This window comes from Protofrankia sp. Cj3, from assembly GCF_917627355.1.
GTDB lineage: Bacteria > Actinomycetota > Actinomycetes > Frankiales > Frankiaceae > Protofrankia.
In genome coordinates, this window is sequence record NZ_CAKJTR010000002.1 from 1 (window position 1) to 4,446 (window position 4,446).

The window sequence follows — 4,446 nt, forward strand, 5'->3', positions numbered from 1 at the left end:
GTCCCCAAAATCCGACGGAACACCGCGTCATGAGGTGTGTGCGGACTCGACATGGCCACACCGTATAGACAGCCACCGACACACCATGGCAGCGGGCGCCCGTGGCCGCCTTCGTCATCTCTGCGCTCATTGCTGATGGGTAGACCCTGGCGACGGCGGCGCACGCAACCGCTCCCACCTGAGAGGGCGTTTACACAACGGATGCGGCGCAAGGATCTCCTGATCAGTGCGGCCAATGAGCTTCTCATCAAACATCGGTGTCAGCGTCGACCCCGAGCGCGGCAAGCCGACCGCCAACGAGACTGGGCACGCCACACCGGAGCCGCTCGATGACCACTGCTACAGAAGTAGCCATGCTATCGTGATCAAAGATTCTGATATCAAACTTGTGAGGTGGCGTCGGTGGCCGACATCCTCGTGCGTGACGTCCCCGATGTGGTTCTTGCCGAGCTCGACGCTGCCGCCGCCCGAGCCGGGATCTCGCGTGTCGAGTACCTGCGTCGCACGCTGGCCGCTGAAGCCGAGCGGGCATCGCGCGACGCCCACCCCCCGCTCGCCCGGGAGGACTGGGCACAGCTCAATGAACTGATTTCGGACCTCGCCGACGAGGATGTGATGCGCGGTGCCTGGTCGTGACCGAAGGCTGGCTTATCGACAAGTCGGCGCTGGTCCGCATATCGACCCATCCCGACGAGCCCCTCTGGTCACGGCGAGTTGATCAAAATCTGGTACACATATGCGCAGTTACGCTGCTCGAAGTAGGCTACTCGGCCCGCAACGGAGTTGAACACACCCGTCTCCTCCGCACCCTACCGCTCGCACGTATGGTCATCCAGTGGGACATGCCGGTCGCCGTGGCCCGACGCGCCTACGAGGTCCAGGGCATGCTGGCCGCGGCCGGCCATCATCGGGCCCCGAGCGTCCCCGATCTGCTGATCGCCGCGACGGCGGAAGCCGCCGGACTCACGCTCCTGCACCGCGACAAGGACTTCGAGCTGATCGCCGAGCTGACCGGGCAACCAGTGTGCCGACTGTCCTGATCTTCCAGCGCTCCCCGCGCCGGGATACGGCTGACAGGCAAGTTGACAGCCAAGCCGGCGGACGAGGGTGGACGCTGGCGGACCGCGGTGGACGAAGCACACCAGGTCAGCGGACGCGGCGGACGCCCACGGACGTCAGCGGCTGTTGGGCTACTGGTGAGGCCGGTGAGACAAAGAGCGACCAGCAACAGGGGACGCGGCGTCGCGGGGCCAGGGCACGCACCTCGCGTCATCGCTCCCCGCCCATCGCCTCGCGATGCACGCACCCCAGCCCCGCTCCTTGATCTACACCTCTACCGCCGGGCGCTCAAAGCCGGGGCGATCTACCGTGAGGTCGTCAGGCCGGTCTGCCCTCCCGCCGCGGTGAGCCAGCCGGGCCGTACCAGGCCGGCCGGCGGGTGCTCAGCCAGCTCAGGATGGCCGTTCGCAGGTGCGCGGGCCGGAAGACGAAAGCGTGGAGATCGGCCACGGCCACCGAACCAAGATCGATTGCCTCCTTCCGGCTGCCGATGTCCGCGAACGGCGGCAGAACGGAGGCGAACACCATGTTCAGCTCTTGCCATGCCTGGCCGGCTTCGACGAACGAGTGCTCCACGCATCCCACGAAGTCGAGGGTGCGCGCGGTCAGGCCGGTCTCCTCCCGGATCCCGCGGCGCAGCGCTTCCTCCACGCTCTCGCCTGGCTTCACATTCCCGCCGGGTAACGAGTACCAGGCCTGCCCCCGGCGGTTGGCGACAAGGATGCGCTCGCCAGCCGTGAAGAGCATGCGGGCGCTCAATACCACCGATGTGCTGGACGCACTGGATGCTGCCGTGGTTGCGGTGACGGTGTCCACCGGGTCGGCCCGCCTTTCTTACTGGCAGAAGCGGTCGGGGATCAGGGGATGTTCAGCCTGGACGGCTTGGGCCTGGGCCTGGGCCTGGGCGTTCTTAGCCGGCCTGGACGGCGAGGGTCATGGGATCGAGCCCGAGAACACCGATCGCCTGTTGGACGGCGGCTCGCTCGGCCGGGTCGAACGTGCCGTCAGCGCGCCCGATCACCGCGCCGAACTGGATAACCGAGCGTGCCCGCACCCTACGTCCCCGCACCTTGGCGATCTCACGCAGCGCCGCGGCCCTGGCCTCGGTGGCATCCGCGCGGAACGCGGCCACATGCGCGTCGAACAGGCGGAGCAGCTCGTCCGGTGGAAAGGCGCCCAGGACCGGATCGCTGGTGACGATGGCTGCCATCGCTTCCCGTTCGCGCGCATCGATCGTGCCGTCGGCGGCGGCGACGAGCGCGCACATGGCCACCGCCGCATCCCGGAAGGACGCGTCGGTGAGTTCGTGCCGGCGGGCATCCAGCTGTGCCCGCAGGGAGTGCGCGGACTCGCGTAGCTGGTTCCACCACGGTTCGGGTTCGGAGACCGCCAGGCCAGACCAGGTCGGCCAGCGGTCCTCCAGCCAGCGGATCGCCATGCTGGCTATCGCGGGGGGAGTCAATGATCGCTCAGTGAGGTTCGTGAGGGGGAGCGTGACGAGCGGTGTGCCCAGACAGGCGGTGGGTATGTCCGCTTTGTCGGGAAGATCGGCTGAGAACACGAGCGTCATGGTGCGCTCATCGGGCCCGGTCGCGTGTTCGACGCACGCCGCGAAGGCCGGTACCGCCGGGGATGCCGACAGCCCCGGCTGCGGTGGCGGTAGCGGCGCGACGTGCGCATCCCGGTGCGAGCCCAGCAGCTCGCGCAGGTGCCGGGAGGCGGCGGTGACGATGTCTTCACCAGGTTCGACGGTCCCGCCGGGCAGCGCATGGGCCGATTCGGCCGGCACATACCGCACCACCAGGTGCGTTCCCGTGCTGAGCAGTATCCGCACGTCCAGCCGGACATTCGTGGGCACGGGCATGGCGGCTCCCTGGTGATGACCTCGCGCTGTCGATTACGCTACGCCATGAGGCTGATGCTCTCCTCGCCTCATCATCCACCCATCACAGTGGGTCATCACAGCTGCCCACCGTGGTTGCCCACGCTGGCACACCCGTCCCCGGACGATCGCACGCACAGTGGAAAATCGCTGGAAGAGTGTGGAAGCACATGGTCAGGGGAAGAACGCGGGCTGACAGGCACCAGCCATCCCCGTGAGCGCCGTCGGCCCGGCGGCGCTCACGGGGATGGCTGCCCGCGCGGGCGCGGTCAGCTCGAACCACACATGTTTACCGGGGCTGTCCTCGGCCGGCTTGTCGACCACGCCCCACTCGCTGGCCAGCGCCGCGACCAGATGCATGCCGCGGCCGGATTCATCATCGTCGCACACCGTCCGCATGATGGGACGGATCGTGCTGTCGTCACCCACCGCGATCCGTACCCGGTCGTTCTGCGCGATGATCTGGATGTGCAGCGGGTCATCGCACCGGGCATAGCGCACGGCGTTGGTGACGACCTCACTGACCAGCAGGCGGGCGACCTCGGCGTCTTCCTCACGGCCCCAGATGGTCAGCAGCTCGTTGACAAGACGCCGTGCCCGCCCCGCGGCGCGTGTGTTGGCGGGCAGATCGAAGCGTGCGGTAAGAGTTTCGGCCACGCCTCACCCTCCACCGATCACTGCCGACGGGCACGCCGCCGAACATCGCCATGTGTCCGAACATCGTCACCAGCCCGCTACTGTCGCCTTCATGCCACGCAGCGTTTGCCTTCAAACCTGGTTGGCACGATGTTGTCACGGACCGTTGACTACTTGGCGAACACAGGTTCACCCTTGCGCGTGATCGGGCGGTACGCATCTCGGCGGACGACGGTTGTCGCACCAGGTAGCGGTGCTGTTCTCAGGAGCGGGCCGGGTGCCTCCGGCCGCTGGTCGAACGACGGCTGTCGAAACACGCCCTAGATCACGTCGATGCCGTCGAGGATGCTGCCGTATTCGGGCCAGCGGTTGCCGTCACGGTTGTCCGCCCCGCTGGGCGGTGGCTCCGGATGCGGGGCCTGGGACGGCCGTGCCTGTGGCTGTCGCGTTGATCCAGGTTGTGGGGGCTGCGTCCCCGGCTGCTGGGGCGTTCCGGGGTGCGTGACCTCAGCCCGCGGCGCCGCGGGGTGCGGATAACGCGGATGATGTGGCTGGGGGCCAGGGGCGCTCCGGTCGGTAGCCGGCAGTGTCGACCTTCGGGGCATGCCATTGCCCGCGGGTATGCCCGGGTCGGCCGGCACAGGCTGGGCTGGCGTCCGGCTGGGCGGGATCCCTATCGGCCCGGAAATCAGCGGCGCGGGGCGGGCTGTGGGGATGGCTGCTCCGTGATGCGGCTGCCCGGACGGTTCGCCGCCGTTCCACGGCGCGGGTTGCCGGGGCGGCGTCCGCTGCTCATGCCCGAGCGGCTGGATCGGGCCGGTGGGGTGCTGCCGCGGTGCCGGCGGCATGGGGCGGGAGCCTGGGCTGGG

Annotated in this window: 5 protein-coding genes; 2 read left to right on the forward strand and 3 right to left on the reverse strand. The window is 68.4% G+C overall.

Translation table 11 applies throughout. The features are described 5' to 3' along the window. Positions 1-402 precede the first annotated feature (402 nt). A complete protein-coding gene (locus tag MJ783_RS00455) occupies positions 403-636 on the forward strand; it encodes an antitoxin (protein ID WP_239307884.1) in 234 nt (77 codons plus the stop codon). Continuing rightward, entirely contained in the window at positions 633-1,040 is a 408-nt protein-coding gene (locus MJ783_RS00460) for a PIN domain nuclease (RefSeq protein WP_239307885.1), read from the forward strand. The genes MJ783_RS00455 and MJ783_RS00460 overlap by 4 nt, the downstream gene beginning before the upstream one ends. Positions 1,041-1,377: 337 nt before the next feature. Here the strand turns inward: MJ783_RS00460 and MJ783_RS00465 are convergent, their stop codons facing one another. From MJ783_RS00465 to MJ783_RS00475, 3 genes are all read right to left on the reverse strand, one after another. Continuing rightward, entirely contained in the window at positions 1,378-1,875 is a 498-nt protein-coding gene (locus tag MJ783_RS00465; protein ID WP_239307886.1) for an NUDIX domain-containing protein, read from the reverse strand. A 94-nt stretch (positions 1,876-1,969) separates the two neighbouring features. Then, positions 1,970-2,923: a TerB family tellurite resistance protein gene (locus MJ783_RS00470; RefSeq protein WP_239307887.1), complete on the reverse strand. Its 954-nt coding sequence runs from the start codon at positions 2,921-2,923 to the stop codon at positions 1,970-1,972. Positions 2,924-3,115: 192 nt separating this feature from the next. Further along, positions 3,116-3,598 (reverse strand): ATP-binding protein, encoded by a 483-nt coding sequence (locus MJ783_RS00475; RefSeq protein ID WP_239307888.1) that lies wholly within the window; start codon positions 3,596-3,598, stop codon positions 3,116-3,118. Positions 3,599-4,446: the final 848 nt, after the last annotated feature.